Origin of the sequence: Nocardioides albertanoniae, from assembly GCF_006716315.1 — a bacterium.
Taxonomy (GTDB): domain Bacteria; phylum Actinomycetota; class Actinomycetes; order Propionibacteriales; family Nocardioidaceae; genus Nocardioides; species Nocardioides albertanoniae.
In genome coordinates, this window is the sequence record NZ_VFOV01000001.1 from 847,607 (window position 1) to 864,570 (window position 16,964).

Genomic DNA, 16,964 nt, shown 5'->3' on the forward strand with positions numbered 1-16,964 from the left:
GCTCCTGGACATCGCTAGGCAGAGTGCCGACCCATGGTAGGCGAGTCCCCTTGACACGGCGAAAGTCAGGGGCTTGTTCAGCCTGTCGATGCGCGCCGGCGCTGCCGCTGCCGGGCGATCAGCGACGCCTGGAGATGGTTGGCGGCGTGGTTGCGGGTCCAGGATCCGTCGGGCCCCAGCACCCAGGCGTCGGTGGTCGGCTCGAAAGCCAGGTCGAAGAGCGCGCCGGCCTCCTCGACCAGATCGGCGGTGGGGAGGCGTACGAGCACCTCGACCCGGCGGTCGAGGTTGCGGTGCATCATGTCGGCCGAGCCGATCCACGCCGCGGGCCCGTCGCCGTCGTCGGTAGCGTCGTTCTCGAACCAGAAGATCCGCGAGTGCTCGAGGAACCGGCCGAGGATCGAGCGCACCTCGATGCTCTCGCTGAGCCCCGGCACACCCGGGCGGAGAGCGCAGATGCCACGCACCAGCAGCTGCACGGGCACGCCGGCCTGCGACGCCAGGTAGAGCGCGTCGATGACCGCCTCGTCGACCACGGAGTTGGCCTTCATCCGGATCCGGGCCGGCCTCCCGGCCAGGTGGTGCGCGATCTCGGCGTGGATCTGGTCGATGAGCCCACGGCGCACGCCGTCGGGAGCGACGAGCAGCTGCTCGTACGTCGCCTCGCGGCTCCAGCCGGAGAGGTTGTTGAACAGGTGGGCGATGTCTTCGCCGATGCCTTCGTTGGTGGTGATCAGCCCCATGTCCTCGTAGTGCCGGGAGGTCTTGGGGTTGTAGTTGCCGGTGCCGATGTGGGTGTAGCGGCGGATGGAGCCGTCGGGCTCCTCGCGCACCACCATCGCCAGCTTGCAGTGGGTCTTGAGGCCGACCAGGCCGTAGACGACGTGGCAGCCGGCCTGCTCGAGCTTGCGCGCCCAGCGGATGTTGGCCTGCTCGTCGAAGCGGGCCTTGATCTCGACCAGCACCAGCACCTGCTTGCCGGCCTCGGCGGCGTCGATCAGGGCATCGATGATGGGGGAGTCGCCCGAGGTGCGGTAGAGCGTCTGCTTGATCGCCAGCACCCGCGGGTCGGCGGCAGCCTGCTCGATGAAGCGCTGCACGCTGGTCGCGAACGAGTCGTAGGGATGCTGCAGGAGCACGTCGGCGCGACGGGCCGCCTTGAAGACGTCGACCGGCGCGGCCGACTCGACCGGCGCGAGCGACGGGTGGGTGCTCGGCACGAACGCGGGATACTTCAGCTGCTCCCGGTCGATGTCGGCGATGCCGTGCAGACCGCGCAGGTCGAGCGGGCCGGGCAGCCGGAAGACCTCCTTGTCGGAGATGCCGAGCTCGGAGACCAGCAGGTTGAGCGTGGAGTCGGTCATCGACTCCTGCACCTCGAGGCGTACGGGCGGGCCGAAGCGCCTGCGGAGCAGCTCCTTCTCCAGCGCGGTGAGGAGATTCTCGGTGTCGTCCTCCTCCACCTCCAGGTCTTCGTTGCGCGTGACCCGGAAGGTGTGCACCTCGATGATCTCCATGCCCGGGAACAGCTTCTGCAGCCGCTCGGCCATGACCTCCTCCAGCGGCACGAAGCGGTCGTTGCCCAGGGGCACGAAACGGCTGAAGATCGGCGGCACCTTCACCCGCGCGAAGTGCTTCTTCTTGGTCTTCGGGTCGCGGATCCGGACCGCGAGGTTCAGCGAGAGACCGGAGATGTAGGGGAAGGGGTGGGCCGGGTCCACCGCGAGCGGGGTGAGCACCGGGTAGACCCGCTCCTTGAAGAGCTTCTTGCAGGCCTTGACCTCCTCCGGCGTCAGATCCTCCCAGTGCAGCAGCTGGATGCCCTCCTCGACGAGGGCCGGCTTGACCTGCTCGCGGAAGACCCGAGCGTGCCGCTCGGAGAGCTCGCGGGCCGTACGCCAGATCGCCTCGAGCACCTCGCGAGGCATCGTCCCCGAGGCTGCCCGCAGGGCCACGCCCGCCGCGATCCGACGCTTCAGGCCGGCGACGCGCACCATGAAGAACTCGTCGAGGTTGGAGGTGAAGATGGCCAGGAAACGTACGCGTTCGAGCAGGGGCAGCGTCTCGTCCTCGGCCAGCTCCAGCACCCGCTCGTTGAACCGCAGCCAGGACAGCTCGCGGTCGAGGAAGCGGTCCTCGAACTTCTCGACCTCGGCCAGCGCCTCGTGGTCGGGGATGTATTCGGGCTCGACGTCGAAGGGCTGGTCGGGGACGGCGGTCAGGCTGACCGTGTCCTCCGCCGAGCGCGTCGGTGCCTGCGGGTCGAGACTCATGGGGCCAGTGTGACGCACCGCCATGACCTTGCGGGAGACAAGATCCGAAATCTGAGGTTCGCCTGGTCTGCTCGCCGGGTGAACTACCTGTTACATCGTGTCCGACTGGCCGGTAGTTTGAGCGCATGGCGATTCTCAAGAGCGTGAAAGACCTGATCGAACCGTTGCTGGTCCCGGCGCTGGACCCGATCAAGGGCCGGCTGTTCACGACGGCGCTCAACCTGCCCGGCACCGTGCAGCGCAAGATCGTCGGCAAGCCGGTGACGTACGACGGGCAGACGCTCGCGGTCGACACCCAGCTCATGCTCGCGCTGATGAAGGTCTCCGGCGAGCCGGACCCCTCGACCCTGCCGATCCCGAAGGGCCGGGTCGCGCTGCTGCGGCAGTCGCAGCTCGGCGGCGGTCACCAGGAGATCGGGTCGGTGCGCGAGCTCTGGGTCGCCGGTCTCAAGGCGAGGCTCTACTCGCCGACGGGCGCCTCGGGCAACGACCCGCTGCTGGTCTTCGTGCACGGTGGCGGCTTCATCTTCGGTGACCTGGACAGCCACGACGCCCCCTGCCGTCTGCTCGCCAGCGAGTCGGGGGTCAAGGTGCTCTCGATCGACTACCGGCTCGCTCCCGAGGCACCGTTCCCGGCGGCGTACGACGACTCCGTCGCGGCCTTCCGGTGGGCGGTCGACCATGCCGCCGAGCTCGGCGCCGACCGGTCCCGGATCGGGGTGGGCGGCGACTCGGCCGGCGGCAACCTGGCGGCCGGCGTCGCGCTCGCCGTCGGTGACGACTGCGCGTTCCAGCTGCTGATCTACCCCGTCACCCAGTCGGGGGAGGTCACGCAGAGCCGTAAGGACCTCGGCGAGGGCTTCTACCTGACCTCGGGGTTCATCGAGGCGGCCACCAGCAACTACCTGCCCGAGGGCACCGACCTCTTCGATGCGCGCCACGCGCCGCTGCACGCCGACATCCCGGAGAGCGGCATCGCACCCGCCTACGTCGCGACCGCCGGCTTCGACCCGCTGCGCGACGAGGGCGAGGCGTACGCCACCAAGCTCGGCGACGCCGGGGTCACGGTCACCCACAAGCGCTACGACGACCAGATCCACGGCTTCTTGAACGTGGTCGGCGCCGGCCGTACCGCCCGCGCCGCCGTCCTCGAGCTCGCTCAGGTGCTCAAGACCAACCTCTGAGCACAGAGCGGCTCGCTAGTGCGTAGCCGGCGACTGCGCCGCCGGATGCGTGCTAACGAGCCGCTCAGCCGGCCATGTCGGGGCGCCAGCGGAGCACCTCGCGCTGGAAGGCCTCGGGGTCGACCATCGACTTGTCGACCTTGACCGCACCGGCTTCGTCGGTGTTGAACTCGACGACCCACTCGTCGGTGGCCGGCTCACCCTTGATGGTGATGTCGGTGTGGGTGTCGTAGAGGTCGTAGGTGTGGCTCTGCTCGTCCTTGCGGACGTCGAGCACACCTTCCTCGGTGACGGTCACGGTGCTCTCGGTCATCAGCGACCCGTCTTCGGGGGCGAAGGTGCGGACGGTGAGCTTCTTGCCGTTGAGCTTCTCGCCGGAGTCGGTCGTCTCGGGCATGGTGGTGCCGGAGGCGGGCGTGTCGGCGCCGGGGATCTTGGTGGAGCCACCGGACACCTTGGCGCCGGGGAACTTGCCCGACTCGGCGAGCTTGACCGCCGCCAGCCAGCCGCTGGAGCGCTGGGGGAGTGCGTCGCTAGGGGTGTCGGGCAGGTCGAGCGGATCCGAGAGCGGGTCCTTCGACTGCTTCTTGCCGCCGTTCTTACCGCCGTTCTTGGCGCTCGAGCGCTCGGGCAGGGTCACCGGCGCGGTGGGCGGGCCGGCCTGGGGCGGTGCCGGTGAGGTGACCGGGGCGGGCGCGGTCGCCTTGGGCGGCTCGACGTCCGGGAGGTCGGCCGGGTCGGGAGCGTCCGGGATGGGAAGCTTCGCCTCCGGCGGCGAGGGAGTCGCCGCCAGGGTGAGCTCGAGGGCCTGCATCGCCCGCTTGTTGGTGCTGCCGCCCTTGACCGTGAGCATGACGGCCTCGCGCAGGTCGGCGAGCTGCTTGGCGAGCTGGGCGCTGCGCCGCTCGGCGATCTGACGGTCGCCGATGGCCCGCTCGACCAGCTCGGTGTTGTGCAGGATCGATGCCTCGACGGCCTGGCGGTCGATCGCCTTCTGGCCGGCGACCTCCTCGGCCTCGGTGCGCAGGCGTACGGCCTCGGCGGCCAGCTCCTGCACGTCGGCGAGACGGTTCATCATGTCGGTCATCCGGCGCTCGGCCTCGTCGCGCTCGATCGCCTGCTCGTTGACCAGCTCGGTCATCGACTCGTGCGCCGTACGCAGCGCGCGCTCGGCCGCGCGACGGCCCTCGTTGGCGTCGGTCGCAGCCCGCTCGGCGGCGCGGCGGCCCTCGAGGGCCTGGACGGCGAGGTCGGCGTGCTCGGAGGCGCGCTGGTCGGCCGCGATCCGGGCCCGGTTGGCGTTCTCCGCCGCCCGCTCTGCCTGCGAGGCGAGCTCGGTGAGCTCGCGGTAGCGGTCTTCGTTCTCGTTGGCTTCGCGCGCGGCGGCGGCAGCGAACTCGGCGTACTGCTTCGCGCTCTTCTCGGCCTCGAGCCGGGCGTCGCTGGCGGCGTCGGCCGCCTTGAAGGCGCGCAGGGCGGCTTCCTCGGCCTCGGTGCGGGCGGCGAGCGCTTCGGCCGCCACCGCGTACTGGTCGGCAGCGGCGGCCTCGGCCGCGGCCCGGCTCATCGCGTGGTCCTCGGCGTTGGCATCGGCGGCCTGCCGGTCGTCGAAGGCCTCCTTGGCGGCCTCTTCGGCCTTGGCGCGGGCGCTCTCCGCCTTCTCGGCAGCGGTGTGCGCGGCCGCTGCGGCGGTCTCGGCCTCCTTGCGAGCCTCCTCGGCCTCCTCGGCCTGGGTGGCCATCGCCACCGCCGACTCCTCGGCGGTGATGCGGGCGGCGGCGGCCTTCTCGGCCTCGGTGGCACGCTCGTTGGCTGCCTGCTCGGCCGCCTGGCGCGCGGTGAAGGCGGTCAGCGCCTCCTCGGCGCGGCCGGCGGCGGCCGTGTCGGCCTCCTCGCGCATCCGTGCGAGCTCCTCGGAGCGGCTGTCGGCCTCGGTGCGCGCGGTGTAGGCGGTCTCGGCCGCCGTCTCGGCCTCGCTGCGGGCCTGGTGGGCCGCGCGGGCCTCGTCGGCCGCCTTGCGGGCGGCCTTCTCGGCTGCCGCGAGGGCGTCGCGAAGCTCCTCCATCTCCTCGACGCGAGCCTCGGCCTCTGCCTCGGCGAGGCTGCGCGCCGCGTGGGCGGCCTGGGCCATCTCGGCGTGCTCGGTCGCCTTCGTGTGAGCCTCGGCGGCGGACTCGGCAGCCGCGGCGGCCTCCTCGGCCCTGAGGCGAGCGTTCTCCTCGGCCTCGGTGCGAGCGATGGTCTGTGCCTCGGCGGCCTGGGAGGCCTCGAGGTGGCGCCGCTCGGCCTCCTCCAGCTCCTTCGCCTTGGCGACCGCGGCCTGCTCGGCCTCGGCGCGCTCCTTGGCGCGGGAGTCGGCGAGCTTCTCGGCCTCGACGCGGGCGCGGGCGTACTCCTCGGCGGCCTTCTCTGCCGCCTCGCGCGCCTGGTGCGCGTCAGCGGCGAGCTCGGCGTGGAGCTTGGCGGTCTCGTCGGCCTTGGCGCGCGCGGACGCGTGCTTGGCCGCGGACTCCTCGGCCACCAGCCGCTCGGCGGCCTGCTCGGCGGCCGCATGCTCGGCGGAGATACGGAGCGACTCCGCTGCGGCAGCGGCGCGAGCCAGCTCTGCAGCGCGCGCCGTCAGGTCTTCCTCGTCGTCCGGCTGGGCGGCCGTATCCCGGCTCCACCACTTGCCACTGGGGGTCTGCGTGCTCACGACGGTGAATGCTAACGGCGAAGTAGGTGGTTCGTGGAGTCTCCGAGAGGAATAACACGACTGCTACCTGGAACTACACCGTTGGCATTCGGCTAATAGACGATCGCCTGCACTCCATCGCGCAAGATCTCCTCCGAGAACACGAACGCACCCTTGATGTTTACGCCTTCGATCAGATCGTCCTCGGTGAGCTCTCGCCGCGTGGCGCACTGGCTGCAGACGGTGACCTGGCCGGTCTCGAGGATCAGCGCGATCAGCTCGTTGAGAGGGGTCGCCTTCTCGAGGGCGAACTCCTCCGCGCGGCCCGGCACCGCGAGCCAGGTGGCCTCGCCGGTGAGCCAGAGCGACACCTTCGCCCCGGCCGTCGCGGCCGCCGAAGCGACCGTGAAGGCCTGGTTCGTACGCTCGGGCGCCTCTGCGCCCACGGTCACCTTCACCACGAGATCTCGCATGCGGAGCAGACTAGCGTTTCGAGTCACGCCAGGAGTACGCCTAAACTCGGTGTGTGGCTTTCGAACTTCCGGAGAATCTTCACCCCGACGCCGGTCCCTGCGCCTGGATGCTCGGCACCTGGCGAGGCAACGGGCACGGTGACTACCCGACGATCGACAAGTTCGAGTTCGGGCAGGAGCTGATCTTCACCCACGACGGTCGGCCGTTCTTCCACTACTTCGCGCGCTCGTGGATCATCGACCCGGAGTCGGGCGAGAAGGTGCGCGACGCGGCGCTGGAGACCGGCTTCCTGCGGTTCCGCCCCGGCGGCGACGTCGAGTGGGTGATGACCCACAGCACCGGCATCGTCGAGGTCTGGTACGGCAAGGCGGAGGGCGGCAAGCTCGACCTGGCCACCGACGCGGTCGGCCGCACCGAGACCGCCAAGGAATACACCGCCGGCAAGCGGCTCTACGGCAACGTCGAGGGCGACCTGCTCTACGCCTTCGACATGGCGGCGATGGGGCAGTCGCTGCAGCCGCACCTGTGGGCGCGCCTCCAGCGAGCGACCCAGTAGCAGCGATGGCCGTGGCACGGAGCGAGTCGCGAAACCCGGAGGGCGCCGGTCAGGCGTCGCCGGATCCCGCGACGCGCGCCGACTGGCGCGAAGCCTTGCGGGCGAAGGGCTATCGCCTCACGCCCCAGCGCGAGCTGGTACTCGCCGCCGTCGAGAGCCTGCGGCACGCCACCCCCGAAGAGGTGCTCGCGGTGGTGCGCGAGTCGTCGGCGGCGATCAACCTCTCCACCGTCTACCGCAACCTCGAGGTGCTCGAGGAGCTCGGCCTGGTGCGCCACGCACATCTGGGGGAGCGGGCCTCGACCTATCACGCGGTCTCGGGGCGGCCGCATTTTCATGCCGTCTGCAGGAAGTGTCAGAAGGTCACCAGTGTTGACCCCACTGTGGCCGACGGAATCTGCGGACGGCTGCGCGAGGAATACGCCTTCGAGGCAGATGTCGCTCATCTGACCGTCTTCGGGGTGTGTGTCGACTGCAACCAGGAGCCAACATGACCACCGCCAGCCCACTTCTGTCGCTGCCCGGAGCTGTCGCCGGCGACGGGGTCGACGCGCCCGTCGCCGCCCACTACGGCTCGTTCAACCTCGAGCAGCGCACCCTCACCTCCGGTGAGGGCTTCGTCGATCTCTCTCATCGCGACGTGGTGCGGGTCGCCGGGCCCGACCGGCTGACCTGGCTGCACTCGCTGACCTCGCAGGCTTTCGAGGGCCTCGGCGCGGGGGTGTGGACCTCGGCGCTGATCCTGTCGCCGCAGGGTCACGTCGAGCACTTCTTCTCCGGCGTCGACGACGGCACCGCGTTCACGGCCTGGACGGAGCCGGGCGCCGGCGAGGCCCTGGTCGGCTTCCTGGAGCGGATGAAGTTCTGGTCCGACGTGACGGTGACGCTGGAGCCCCCGCTGGCCTCGGTCTGGCGGCCGGCGCAGGGCTACTCGTTCGTCCCGCGCGAGTCGTTGGAGACGTACGCCCAGGCTGCCGGCCCCGCCTGCGGGCTGTGGGCCTTCGAGGCGCTGCGGATCGAGCGCGGCGAGCCGCGCTTCGGCATCGACACCGACCAGCGCACCATCCCCAACGAGGTCGGCTGGGTGCCGGGATCGGTGGGGGAGGCCGGCGCGGAGTTCGCGGTGCATCTCGACAAGGGCTGCTACCGCGGGCAGGAGACGGTCGCGCGCGTCCACACGCTCGGGCGCCCGCCCCGACGCCTCGTCCTGCTCCACCTCGACGGCTCGGAGAACCGACTGCCGGCGGCCGGCTCGGAGCTGGTCAACGGCGAGAAGACGGTGGGCTTCGTGGGCTCGTCGGCTCGTCACCACGAGCTCGGCCCGATCGCGCTGGGCCTGGTCAAGCGCAACGTGCCCGTCGACGCGCAGCTCGTCGTCGACGGCATGCCGGTCACGCAGGAAGTGCTCGTCGACCCCGAGATCGGCCTCCACGTCCGCCCGCTGCGCTGACGCAGACCGTCAGCGCGGCTCGCGAGCGACCGTCTTCAGCGCGAGGGCGGCGAGGTCGTCGCCGGTGAGGCCGGGGTAGCCGTGGCTGAGCTCGCGCCACTCGGCGGGGATCGCTGCGGTGCCCCAGCGGGCGCCGAGGAGGCCGCCGGCGATCGCGGCGACCGTATCGGTGTCGTTGCCGATCCGGATGGCGGTGTCGAGCGCCTCGACGTAGTGGCTCCCGGGGTCGGTCTCGGGCACCGGGGTCTGCGCGATCGACGACCACGCGGCCTGCAACGCGGTCACCACCCAGCCGTTCGGGTTGAACGTCGACGGCGGCTCGGTCTCGGCCTCGTCGAGCCTCTCGGACCAGAAGGCGGCCTCGGTGGGGGGAGAGGAGCGCGAGGCCGGAGCGTACGTCGATCTCGCCGTGCATCACCGCGTGCTGGATCGCCAGCGACCAGAGCGCGCAGCCGGACCGGGCGTGCTCGTCCCAGTGGGTCAGCGCACTCACGGCGTCGGCGGCGGCCACGACGGCGGCGCGGTCGTCGAGATGGCGCAACGGCACGGGCGCGGTGCGCATCAGCGAGCCGTTGCCACCCGTGTGGCCGGTCGCCTTGTGCAGGGCCTCGGACACCTGCCGCAGTCCCGCAGCGCTCGGCGCCGGCCCGACGGTGCCGAGCACCCGGGCGGTCTGGTTGCCGATGTCCTTCGGGTCCGACTCCGCCCAGGTGCGGAAGCTGCGGCCGACCGCGGTCAGCCCCTCGTCGGTGCGCAGGTCCAGGCCGCTCGCGGCGACGTCGAGGATGCACCACGACATGGTCGTGTCGTCGGTCCACTCCCCGGGCGCGAACGGCCCGAGGCCGCCGCCGAGCATCTGCGCCTTCTCGTCGGCGCCGAGCCGAGGGCGGTCGAACTCGTAGTGAGCGCCGAGGGCGTCGGCCACGGCTGTCCCGAGGACGGCGCCGACGGCGCGGTCGAGCTGAGAGTCGGTGAGCTTCACACGACCTGAGGTTAGGCCGTGTCCGTCGGGCGGCGGGTGTATTGCACGTGCGTGTCCGCCGCGGCCCGGGTGAAGCCCAGGCCCTCGTAGAGGCGTACGGCCGGGGTGTTGTCGCCCTCGACGTAGAGGTGGATCGCCGCGACGCCGGAGGCGGCCAGATGCTCGAGGCCGAGGAGCGTGACCAGCTTGCCGAGCCCGCGGCCCTGGGCGGCGGGGTCGACGCCGACGACGTAGACCTCGCCCTCGGAGTCGCTGTGGCGCTTGGTCCAGTGGAAGGCCAGCAGCCGCTCGCCCTCCCAGGCGGTGATCAGCCCGGCCGGGTCGAACCACGACTCGGCCATCCGCTCGGCGAGGTCGGAGGCGGTCATGCCGCCCTGCTCGGGGTGGTGCGCGAAGGCGGCGGCGTTGACCCGGAGCAGCTCGGACTCGTCGCCGGGCTCGAAACCCCTGACGACGACCCCGTCGGGGGTGGCCGGGGCCGGCGGGAGATCCGCGGCCGCGCGCCGCATCACCCACAGCTCCCGGGTGCGTTCCCAGCCCTGGCTCGTGGCCAGCCGGGCCGCCGCGGGGTTGTCGCCGTGCGACCAGGCCGTCGTGCCGGGCTCCGTCGCCGGCGCCCGGAGGAGCAGCTGGCGCCCCAGCCCGACGCCGCGGTGCTGGGTCAGCACCACCAGCGACAGCTCGGTCCCGATCAGCAGCCCGAATCCGCGTACGTCACCCCAGATCGTGGCCGCCTCGGGACGGTTGCGCAGCGTCAGCAGCGTGGCTTCGTCGAGCGGGGCCACCCCGTCGTACGCCTCGGTTGCCTTGGTGATCGCCAGGACCTGCTCGACGGTGAGTGCCATACGAGGAGCGTAATCGGCGGGTCGGAGCGCGTCAGACCGCGTCGGCGCCGATCCGTGGCGCGGGGGTGATGCGCGCGCCGTCGGCGGTGGCCTCCTTGCCCTTCGAGGGCACCACGAACCGGTAGCCGACGTTGCGTACGGTGCCGATGAGGGTCTCGTTCTCCGGGCCGAGCTTGGCGCGCAGACGACGCACGTGGACGTCGACGGTGCGGGTGCCACCGAAGTAGTCGTAGCCCCACACCTCGGCCAGCAGCTGCTGGCGGGAGAAGACGCGACCGGGGTGCTGGGCGAGATACTTCAGGAGCTCGAACTCCTTGAAGGTCAGGTCGAGCGTGCGGCGGCCGATCTTGGCGGTGTAGGTGGCGTCGTCGACGACGACCTCGCCGGAGCGGATGACGTGGGCGTCGGGGTCGGAGGCCTCGCGAGCCGCCGAGATGCGGCCGATGCCGAGCTTGATCCGGGCCTCGAGCTCGGCCGGGCCGCAGGTGTGCAGCACGACGTCGTCCATGCCCCAGTCGTGGGAGACGACGGCGAGGCCGCCTTCGGTGACGATGAGGAGCACGGGCACGTCGGTGCCGGTGGCGCGGATCAGGCGACACAGGTCGCGTGACTGGGCGAGGTCCTGCCGGCCGTCGACCAGCAGCAGGTCGGAGTCGGGCGCCTCGAGGAGCGCGCTACCTTCGGCGGGGAGGATCTTCACGTGGTGACCGAGCAGAGAGAGCCCGGGGAGCACCTCGGTCGAGCACTGGAGCGAACTGGTCAACAACACGAGCGAGCTCATGGGATGGTGCCTCTCGGTCAGCGAAAGAGGAGCACCGAAACGCAACACTGAGCCTCGGTGAGGTGATCGTTGGACCATATTATCGAAACCTCGAGGTGACATAGGAAGGTTGTCCACGAGAAAGTGACGAACGCAATAGAGGTTCACTACTGGGCCGCGGCCAAGGCCGCGGCAGGCACCGGGTCGGACCGGATCGAGGCAGACGGCCCGCTGACGCTGGCCGAGGTCGTACGCCGCGCGGTCGATCTCCACGCCGGCACGCGCCTCTCCGAGGTGCTCGCGGTGTGCTCCGCCATGGTCGGCGACCAGCCGGTCGGGTCCCAGGATCCGGCATCGGTCGAGGTCGCGCCCGGGTCGACGGTCGAGTTCCTCCCGCCCTTCGCCGGGGGCTGAGGATGAGGTTCTCGGGATTAATCGGCGCGGGCGAGGGGTTGTGCCCCTCGTGAGCACCGGAGCCTGGATCGCCGTCGCCGCCATCGTGATCGCGCTGGCGTTCGGTCTGTTCCGCCTGCTCACCGACGGCCATTTCCGAGGTACGAAGGAGCTCGCGGTGTCCGACGAGCCACATGCCGTGCCGGAGCCGCGCGCGTGGGACGCGGTGACCGATGCACTCCACGAGCGCGACGCGGAGCGCGGTGAGCGGGCCACCCTCGTGCAGTTCTCCAGCGCCTTCTGCGCCCCGTGCCGCGCCACCCGCCGGATCCTCGGTGAGGTCGCCGAGATCGTGCCGGGCGTGGTCCACATCGAGATCGACGCCGAGCACCACCTCGACCTGGTGCGACGCCTCGACATCCTGCGTACGCCGACCACGCTGGTGCTCGACGGTGCCGGCGCCGAGGTCGCGCGCGCGACCGGAGCGCCCCGCAAGGAGCAGGTCCTGAGCGCGATCCCGACCTACGATCTCGAATCCTGAAACGCGCGTCCGCGATGCGAGACATTCATTTCGCGTCCGATCCGGCTCGCGCTACTGTCATTCCATGTTCTCGACCATGCTGACCAAGCGCCGCGCAGTGGACCACTGCCGCGTGCGCTCGGCGCTGTGTCGTTCCTGCCGCTGAATCCCGAGATTTGTCGATCGAGTCGACCCTGGGGATCGCTTCGCCTGTCAGGCTCGTCCTGACGATCCCCTTCTCTCTCGCAGGAGCTGACCCATGTCCGAGACCTCAAGCCAGACGGCGCCCAAGACCGGCATCGATCCGCGTGGCCCGCAGTTCGCTGCGGCGCTGACCGTTGTCGTGCTTCTCCTGGCGCTGCTGCTCCCACAGCCGTGGGCGCTGGTGGTGACCGCCGTCCAGACGGTGCTCTTCGCCATTGGTGCGGGTCTCGGTGTGCAGCGCACGCCACACGCGTGGCTGTTCAAGACGCTCCTGCGCCCCCGACTCAGCGCTCCGCACGAGCTCGAGGATCCGGCACCGCCGCGTTTCGCCCAGGGTGTCGGCCTGGCGTTCACGGTCGTCGGCCTCGTCGCCTATCTCCTCAGCGCGACGCTCGTGGCCCAGATCGCCCTCGGGTTCGCGCTGCTCGCGGCCGTGCTCAACGCCGTGTTCCGGTTCTGCCTCGGCTGCGAGGTCTACCTCCTGATCAAGCGCTTCGCCTGATCCGCACGCATCCCAACAAGCATCAACCCCAGTGAAAACCGCGCCGCTCCGGCGCAGACGAAAGGTACCCAGATGACCCGCGAGAACTCCCTCGTCTCCGCCCAGTGGGTGGAGGAGCACCTCGAGGACCCGAAGGTGGTGCTGATCGAGGTCGACGAAGACACCACCGCCTACGACAAGGGCCACATCAAGGGTGCGATCAAGCTCGACTGGACCACTGATCTGCAGGACCAGGTCCGCCGCGACTTCGTCAGCAAGGACCAGTTCTCCGCGCTGCTCTCCGAGCGCGGCGTCGCCAACGACGACACCGTGGTGCTCTACGGCGGCAACAACAACTGGTTCGCGGCGTACGCGTTCTGGTACTTCAAGCTCTACGGCCACCAGGACGTCAAGCTTCTCGACGGCGGCCGCAAGAAGTGGGAGCTCGACTCCCGCGAGCTGACCAACGACGCCGTCACCCGCGAGGCGACGACCTACACGGCGCAGGAGCAGGACCTCTCGATCCGCGCCTTCCGCGACGAGGCCGTCGAGGCCATCGGCGTCAAGAACCTCGTCGACGTGCGCTCGCCCGACGAGTACGCCGGTCGCCTGCTGGCCCCGGCTCACCTGCCGCAGGAGCAGGCCCAGCGCGCCGGCCACGTGCCGACCTCGATCAATGTGCCGTGGAGCAAGGCGGCCAACGACGACGGCACCTTCCGGTCCGACGACGAGCTGCGTGTGATCTACGGCGAGGCCGGTCTCGACGACAGCAAGGAGACCATCGCCCTGTGCCGGATCGGCGAGCGCTCCTCGCACACCTGGTTCGTGCTCAAGGAGCTCCTCGGTCACGAGAGCGTGAAGAACTACGACGGCTCCTGGACCGAGTACGGCTCGCTCGTCGGCGTGCCCGTGGCCCTCGGCGACGAGCCCGGGGAGGCCTGAGCGCATGTGCGGAGCAACTGAGGGCGGACTCTCGCTCGACGGCGTCGATGTCGCCAAGGAAGCAGTCATCCAGGGTCAGGTGACCCGCGAGGGTGCGCCGGTCAACGGTGCCTACGTGCGCCTGCTCGACCGCACCGGCGAGTTCACCGCCGAGGTGCCGACCTCGGCCACCGGCCACTTCCGGTTCTTCGCCGGCGACGGCGAGTGGACCCTGCGTACGCTCGCGCCGAAGGCGGAGCCGGTGGACAAGCTGGTCCACGCCGCGGTCGGAAACGTCGCCGAGGTGACGATCCCGATCGGCTGACAGCCACCGGACGTGGGAGTTCTGAGGTCACTGGGTGGCCTCGGGACTCCCACGTTCTGATTTGCCCAGAACTGTTCTGTGGCGGAGATCTTGCGGTCGTTGTGCTATTTGGCGGTAGGTTGTCCGGGTGACTGGACTGCTTGTGACCGTGGCGCCGACCGGGGCGGAGACCGCGAAGGAAGACTGCCCGCAGCTGCCGACGACGCTCGAGGAGCTGGTGGCGACGGCCGTCGAGTGCGAGGCCGCCGGGGCGCGGATGATCCATGTGCACATCCGCGACGACGCCCACGCGCCCACCCTCGACATGGGGCGGCTGACCGACACCGTCGACGCGCTCCACGAGAAGACCGAGCTGATCGTGCAGCTCTCCACCGGCGGCTCGGTGCATGATCCTCTCGACCAGCGGCTGAAGGTGCTCGACGCTGGCCCCGACTCGTGCTCACTGACCATGGGCACCACCAACTTCGGCGACGACGTCTTCTCCAACCCGTGGCCGTTCATCGCCGAGCTCTACCAGCTCACCCAGGAGCGCGGCGTGGTGCCGGAGTTCGAGCTCTTCGACCTGGGCCATGTCGCCGCGCTGCAGCGTCTGCTCGGAAAGTACGGCCTGCCGGCCGGTGGGAAGGTGCACGTCGACTTCGTCATGGGTGTGCCCGGCGGCATGCCCGGCACCTCGGCCGCGCTCGTCGCCGGTGTCGCCGCCCTCCCGCCCGAGGTGACCTCCTGGTCTGCGACCGGCATCGGCCGCACCACTCTGCCGGTCATGCTCACCTCCCTGGCCATGGGCGGACACCTCCGCGTCGGCATGGAGGACGTGCTCACCCTCGCCAAGGGCGTCCCGGTCGACTCCAACCGCCAGCTCGTCGAGCGCGCCGTCGAGGCGGCCTCCGTCGCCCAGCGCACCCTGATGAGCACCGACGAGGCCTGGTCCCTCCTCGGCCTCAAGCACTAACCCGTCGAGTCGGCTCGTCCTGACCGAAAAGCACGTCGAGTCGGCTCGTTGTAACGAGCCGACTCGACGCGGATTCTGGTCAGAAGGAGCCGACTCGGCAGGGGGAGTGGAGGGTCAGTCGTCGGCTGGCTTGGGGAGCGGGCCTGTCAGGTAGCGCTCGACTGTGGGGGCGACCCAGTCGACGATCTCCTCGGCGTCCATCTCGACGATGGGTGGAAGGTCGAGCACGTAGCGGCCGAGTGCGATGCCGATGAGCTGGGCGCCCGCCAGCGCTGCGCGACGCGGTGCCTGGGAGGGATCGGGGCAGACCGGCGCCACGGCGACCGCGACCTGGGTGGCGAAGATGGTCCGCATCTGCTCGGCCGCGCCGGGGTCGGTGGCGGCTCGACGCAGGAGAGCCATCAGCGTGCCGTCGGAGTCCCACATCTTCATGAAGTGGCGGACCATCGTCCGGCCGACCTCGCCGGTCGGTGCGGACGTGAGATCAGGGAGCGCCAGGTCGATCGAGGCCGCCAGGGTGAACAGATCCTCCTTGGTGCCGAAGTAGCGCATCACCATCGACGGGTCGATCTGTGCCTCGGCGGCGATCGCGCGGATCGTCGTGCGGTCGTATCCCTGCCGCGCGAAATGTTCCCGTGCGACGGCGAGGATGCGCTCGCGGCTCTCGGCCCCGGAGCGGCGTACGTCGGTCATGTCAACAAGTGTAGGCCAACGGGCGTTGACGGCAATACCTCTGCGGGTCTACGTTGGTCAACATCAGTTGGCCAACACGTGTTGACTAAATGTCGAGCAAGGAGTGCATCATGTCCACCATCACCACTGATGTCCTCGTCGTCGGAGCCGGCCCCACCGGGCTCGCCGTCGCGGCCAAGCTGGCAGCGGCCGGTGTCGACGTCACCGTCATCGACCACCAGGCGACCGGCGACAACACCTCGCGCGCGGCGGTCGTCCACGCGCGCACTCTCGAGGTCCTCGCCGACCTGGATGTCTCCCGACGCCTGGTCGAGGAGGGCAGCAAGGCACCTCGCTTCACCATCCGTGACCGGGGCAGAGTGCTGGTGCCGATCCGCTTCGACGACCTGCCCAGCGACTTCCCCTACGCTCTGATGGTCTCTCAGGCGGTCACCGAACGGGTCCTCCTGGAGCGGCTCACCGAGCTCGGTGGTCACGTGCGTCGACCGCTCAGCCTCGTCGACCTCGCCCAGGACGAGACCGGCGTCACGGCCACCACCCAGGACGGTACGGAGATCCGCGCACGCTATCTGGTCGGCGCCGACGGGATGCACTCCACCGTGCGCGACAAGGCCCGGATCGGTTTCCCGGGAGGAAAGTATGCCGAGTCGTTCAGCCTTGCTGACGTGCGCCTCGAGGGCGACCTGCCGCACGACGAGGTCATCCTCTACTTCTCGCCCGAGGGCACCCTGGTCTCTGCGCCCTTGCCCGACGGCTCGTTCCGGTTCGTGGCTCCGGTCGAGGAAGCGCCGGCCGAGCCCGACGTCGACTACGTCCAAGGTCTCCTCGACCGGCGCGGCGGACGCAGCCCCGTCAAGGTCACCGAGGTGGTGTGGGGGTCGCGGTTCCTGGTCCACCACCGCGTCGCCGACACCTACCGTGCGGGCAGAGTGCTGATCGCCGGCGATGCCGCCCACGTGCACAGTCCGGCCGGGGGTCAGGGCATGAACACCGGACTTCAGGATGCGGTTGTGCTCGGTGACGCGCTCGTCGCCGTGATCACCGGTGGCGATGAGACCGCTCTCGACGACTATGGCGCCCGCCGCCGACCGGTCGCCCAAGAAGTCGTCGAGCTCTCCGACCGCTTGACCCAGTTCGGTCTCGCTCAGGGGGTTCGGCGCAGCGTACGCAACGTGGTGCTGTCCGTGCTCGCGAAGGTCCCGCGCTTCCGCCGGATGCTTGCCTGGCGTCTCTCCGGTCTGGTCTACCGCGGCCGTTGAGATCGCAGGACGGTGGCG

Annotated in this window: 18 protein-coding genes and 1 pseudogene; 11 read left to right on the top strand and 8 right to left on the bottom strand. The window is 70.2% G+C overall.

Annotated features, from left to right (window positions below; genetic code table 11):
- Positions 1 to 77: 77 nt before the first annotated feature.
- Positions 78 to 2,273, bottom strand: coding sequence for an RNA degradosome polyphosphate kinase (locus FB381_RS03990; RefSeq protein WP_141779085.1), 2,196 nt, complete (start codon positions 2,271 to 2,273; stop codon positions 78 to 80).
- A gap of 125 nt (positions 2,274 to 2,398) precedes the next feature.
- Between FB381_RS03990 and FB381_RS03995 the strand changes: the two genes are divergently transcribed.
- Positions 2,399 to 3,457: an alpha/beta hydrolase gene (locus FB381_RS03995; RefSeq protein WP_246087950.1), complete on the top strand. Its 1,059-nt coding sequence runs from the start codon at positions 2,399 to 2,401 to the stop codon at positions 3,455 to 3,457.
- A gap of 64 nt (positions 3,458 to 3,521) precedes the next feature.
- On the opposite strand, the gene FB381_RS04000 is transcribed toward FB381_RS03995, so the two are convergent.
- Both FB381_RS04000 and FB381_RS04005 read right to left on the bottom strand, forming a co-directional pair.
- Positions 3,522 to 6,152, bottom strand: a complete 2,631-nt coding sequence (locus tag FB381_RS04000; protein WP_141779086.1) for a hypothetical protein — start codon at positions 6,150 to 6,152, stop codon at positions 3,522 to 3,524.
- Positions 6,153 to 6,244: 92 nt separating this feature from the next.
- Entirely contained in the window at positions 6,245 to 6,604 is a 360-nt protein-coding gene (locus tag FB381_RS04005; RefSeq protein ID WP_141779087.1) for a DsrE family protein, read from the bottom strand.
- Between the two features lie 53 nt (positions 6,605 to 6,657).
- Here FB381_RS04005 and FB381_RS04010 point away from each other — a divergent pair, with 53 nt between their 5' ends.
- The 3 genes from FB381_RS04010 to ygfZ are packed head-to-tail and all read left to right on the top strand — an operon-like array spanning position 6,658 to position 8,611.
- Positions 6,658 to 7,161, top strand: a complete 504-nt coding sequence (locus FB381_RS04010) for a heme-binding beta-barrel domain-containing protein (protein WP_141779088.1) — start codon at positions 6,658 to 6,660, stop codon at positions 7,159 to 7,161.
- Positions 7,162 to 7,166: 5 nt separating this feature from the next.
- Complete coding sequence (locus FB381_RS04015; protein ID WP_246087951.1) at positions 7,167 to 7,655, top strand: Fur family transcriptional regulator; 489 nt, start codon at positions 7,167 to 7,169, stop codon at positions 7,653 to 7,655.
- Positions 7,652 to 8,611 carry a CAF17-like 4Fe-4S cluster assembly/insertion protein YgfZ gene (ygfZ, locus tag FB381_RS04020; RefSeq protein ID WP_141779089.1) on the top strand — a complete coding sequence of 320 codons (960 nt, stop codon included), beginning with the start codon at positions 7,652 to 7,654 and terminating at the stop codon, positions 8,609 to 8,611. Before FB381_RS04015 ends, ygfZ begins: the two co-directional genes overlap by 4 nt.
- Before the next feature lie 9 nt (positions 8,612 to 8,620).
- Here ygfZ and FB381_RS24425 read toward each other — a convergent pair whose 3' ends face one another.
- The 4 genes and pseudogenes from FB381_RS24425 to FB381_RS04035 form a co-directional block, all read right to left on the bottom strand.
- Complete coding sequence (locus FB381_RS24425; RefSeq protein ID WP_211352541.1) at positions 8,621 to 8,899, bottom strand: ADP-ribosylglycohydrolase family protein; 279 nt, start codon at positions 8,897 to 8,899, stop codon at positions 8,621 to 8,623.
- Between the two features lie 148 nt (positions 8,900 to 9,047).
- Positions 9,048 to 9,593: pseudogene (locus FB381_RS24560) on the bottom strand (ADP-ribosylglycohydrolase family protein); the annotation flags it as partial.
- Between the two features lie 11 nt (positions 9,594 to 9,604).
- Positions 9,605 to 10,438 carry a mycothiol synthase gene (mshD, locus tag FB381_RS04030; RefSeq protein WP_141779090.1) on the bottom strand — a complete coding sequence of 278 codons (834 nt, stop codon included), beginning with the start codon at positions 10,436 to 10,438 and terminating at the stop codon, positions 9,605 to 9,607.
- A gap of 31 nt (positions 10,439 to 10,469) precedes the next feature.
- Positions 10,470 to 11,219 (bottom strand): response regulator transcription factor, encoded by a 750-nt coding sequence (locus tag FB381_RS04035; RefSeq protein ID WP_141779091.1) that lies wholly within the window; start codon positions 11,217 to 11,219, stop codon positions 10,470 to 10,472.
- 123 nt (positions 11,220 to 11,342) lie between these two features.
- Here FB381_RS04035 and FB381_RS04040 point away from each other — a divergent pair, with 123 nt between their 5' ends.
- The 6 genes from FB381_RS04040 to FB381_RS04065 all read left to right on the top strand — a co-directional run bounded on the left by FB381_RS04040 (position 11,343) and on the right by FB381_RS04065 (position 14,994).
- Positions 11,343 to 11,612, top strand: coding sequence for a MoaD/ThiS family protein (locus FB381_RS04040; protein WP_141779092.1), 270 nt, complete (start codon positions 11,343 to 11,345; stop codon positions 11,610 to 11,612).
- Between the two features lie 49 nt (positions 11,613 to 11,661).
- Positions 11,662 to 12,132, top strand: coding sequence for a thioredoxin family protein (locus FB381_RS04045; RefSeq protein WP_211352321.1), 471 nt, complete (start codon positions 11,662 to 11,664; stop codon positions 12,130 to 12,132).
- Positions 12,133 to 12,370: 238 nt separating this feature from the next.
- A complete protein-coding gene (locus tag FB381_RS04050) occupies positions 12,371 to 12,817 on the top strand; it encodes a DUF4395 domain-containing protein (RefSeq protein WP_141779093.1) in 447 nt (148 codons plus the stop codon).
- Positions 12,818 to 12,889: 72 nt separating this feature from the next.
- Entirely contained in the window at positions 12,890 to 13,738 is an 849-nt protein-coding gene (locus FB381_RS04055) for a sulfurtransferase (protein WP_141779094.1), read from the top strand.
- Between the two features lie 4 nt (positions 13,739 to 13,742).
- Positions 13,743 to 14,042 carry a DUF1416 domain-containing protein gene (locus FB381_RS04060; RefSeq protein ID WP_141779095.1) on the top strand — a complete coding sequence of 100 codons (300 nt, stop codon included), beginning with the start codon at positions 13,743 to 13,745 and terminating at the stop codon, positions 14,040 to 14,042.
- Positions 14,043 to 14,169: 127 nt separating this feature from the next.
- Positions 14,170 to 14,994 (top strand): beta-keto acid cleavage family enzyme, encoded by an 825-nt coding sequence (locus tag FB381_RS04065; RefSeq protein ID WP_141779096.1) that lies wholly within the window; start codon positions 14,170 to 14,172, stop codon positions 14,992 to 14,994.
- 114 nt (positions 14,995 to 15,108) lie between these two features.
- Here FB381_RS04065 and FB381_RS04070 read toward each other — a convergent pair whose 3' ends face one another.
- Entirely contained in the window at positions 15,109 to 15,687 is a 579-nt protein-coding gene (locus FB381_RS04070) for a TetR/AcrR family transcriptional regulator (protein ID WP_141779097.1), read from the bottom strand.
- Between the two features lie 110 nt (positions 15,688 to 15,797).
- Between FB381_RS04070 and FB381_RS04075 the strand changes: the two genes are divergently transcribed.
- Positions 15,798 to 16,946: an FAD-dependent oxidoreductase gene (locus FB381_RS04075; protein WP_170225044.1), complete on the top strand. Its 1,149-nt coding sequence runs from the start codon at positions 15,798 to 15,800 to the stop codon at positions 16,944 to 16,946.
- The last annotated feature ends 18 nt before the right edge of the window (positions 16,947 to 16,964 follow it).

Bases quoted from the DNA above. Each gene is read 5' to 3' on its own strand.
- FB381_RS03995 (WP_246087950.1), top strand. From the start codon at position 2,399: ATGGCGATTCTCAAGAGCGTGAAAGACCTGATCGAACCGTTGCTGGTC.
- FB381_RS04070 (WP_141779097.1), bottom strand. From the start codon at position 15,687: ATGACCGACGTACGCCGCTCCGGGGCCGAGAGCCGCGAGCGCATCCTC.
- FB381_RS03990 (WP_141779085.1), bottom strand. From the start codon at position 2,273: ATGAGTCTCGACCCGCAGGCACCGACGCGCTCGGCGGAGGACACGGTC.
- FB381_RS04035 (WP_141779091.1), bottom strand. From the start codon at position 11,219: ATGAGCTCGCTCGTGTTGTTGACCAGTTCGCTCCAGTGCTCGACCGAG.
- FB381_RS04075 (WP_170225044.1), top strand. From the start codon at position 15,798: ATGTCCACCATCACCACTGATGTCCTCGTCGTCGGAGCCGGCCCCACC.
- FB381_RS04060 (WP_141779095.1), top strand. From the start codon at position 13,743: ATGTGCGGAGCAACTGAGGGCGGACTCTCGCTCGACGGCGTCGATGTC.
- FB381_RS04050 (WP_141779093.1), top strand. From the start codon at position 12,371: ATGTCCGAGACCTCAAGCCAGACGGCGCCCAAGACCGGCATCGATCCG.
- FB381_RS04055 (WP_141779094.1), top strand. From the start codon at position 12,890: ATGACCCGCGAGAACTCCCTCGTCTCCGCCCAGTGGGTGGAGGAGCAC.
- FB381_RS04015 (WP_246087951.1), top strand. From the start codon at position 7,167: ATGGCCGTGGCACGGAGCGAGTCGCGAAACCCGGAGGGCGCCGGTCAG.
- mshD (WP_141779090.1), bottom strand. From the start codon at position 10,438: ATGGCACTCACCGTCGAGCAGGTCCTGGCGATCACCAAGGCAACCGAG.
- FB381_RS04005 (WP_141779087.1), bottom strand. From the start codon at position 6,604: ATGCGAGATCTCGTGGTGAAGGTGACCGTGGGCGCAGAGGCGCCCGAG.
- ygfZ (WP_141779089.1), top strand. From the start codon at position 7,652: ATGACCACCGCCAGCCCACTTCTGTCGCTGCCCGGAGCTGTCGCCGGC.